This window comes from Methylobacterium sp. WL19, assembly GCF_008040005.1.
In the GTDB taxonomy this organism is placed as follows: Bacteria; Pseudomonadota; Alphaproteobacteria; order Rhizobiales; family Beijerinckiaceae; genus Methylobacterium; species Methylobacterium bullatum.
This window is the reverse complement of sequence record NZ_VRVC01000272.1, coordinates 1-1,183: the sequence shown is the minus strand read 5'-3', so window position 1 is coordinate 1,183 and position 1,183 is coordinate 1. Positions and strand designations below refer to the sequence as shown.

Genomic DNA, 1,183 nt, shown 5'->3' with positions numbered 1-1,183 from the left:
CGCGCGCCCGCGCCGCGCAGGCGGGCGATGAAGCGGGCGGCGCCCACCGCCTCCAGCAGGTCCACCGCCGGCACGTTCAGAGAAAGCTGAAGCGCGCGCCGCGCCGTGACGGTGCCCTGGTAGCTGAGATCGAAATTCTCCGGCGCGTAGGAGCCGGCGAAGCGCACCGGCCGGTCGTCGAGGAGGGTCTCGGGATGGGCGATGCCGTTCTCGAAGGCCAGCGCGTAGATGAACGGCTTGAGGGCCGAGCCGGGCGAACGGATCGCCCCCGTCATGTCGATGGCGCCGGAGCGGCTGGCATCGAGATAGCCGGCGCTCCCCACCTGCGCGATCACCGCGCCGGTGCGGTTGTCGATGGCGAGGATCGCCGCAGAGATGCCCGGCCCCATGGCGGCGGCGCGCTCGGCGGCCAGCCGTTCGAGGCTCGCCTGCAATCGCCCGTCGAGCGAGAGGCGCTGGACCCGCGCGTCGGGATCGGCCGCCAGAGCCGCTTCCGCCGCATGGGCCGCCAGCATCGGGAAGGGCTTTCGCTGGTCCGGCACCGGTTCGGCCTTGGCGGTTTTCGCCTCGGCGGACGTGATGACCCCGCGCGCGGCGGCGATGTCGAGGACCCTGTCGCGCGCCTGACGCGCGCGGGCGGGGTAACGATCCGGCCGGCGCACCTCGGGCGCCTGGGGCAGGCCGACGAGGAGGGCGGATTCGGCGAAGGAGAGCCGGGCGGGCTCGCGCCCGAAATAGGCGAAGCTCGCCGCCCGCAAGCCCTCCACCGGGCCGCCATAGGGCGCGAGCGCGAGGTAGAGGTCGAGAACGCCGTCCTTCCCCAACCGGCGTTCCAGCTGGACCGCCCGCACCATCTGCCGGAGCTTGGCGCTGAGCGAGCGTTCGGGCCGCGGCTCCACGAGGCGAGCCACCTGCATCGACAGGGTGGAGCCCCCGGAGACGATTCTGCCGTGCCGGAGCCATTGCCACGCGGCACGCAGGGTCGCGGCGGGGTCGATGCCGGGATGGTCGGCAAAGCGCCGGTCCTCGTAGGCCTTCAGCATGGCGAGCATGCGCGGATCGACATCCGCCCCCGTCACCGGCAGCCGCCAGCGCCCATCGGCGGTGGCGAAGGGGCGCAGGAGATGGCGGTCCCGATCGAGGATGACGGTGGAGCGGAGGCTCGCCTGGGTCAGGTCGAGGG

1 protein-coding gene is annotated in these 1,183 nt (G+C 73.3%); it reads right to left on the bottom strand.

Going from position 1 to position 1,183, the window contains the following annotated elements:
• Positions 1-1,183, bottom strand: a 1,183-nt coding sequence (locus FV220_RS24995; RefSeq protein ID WP_187273538.1) for a transglycosylase domain-containing protein, incomplete at both ends; no start/stop codon positions are given.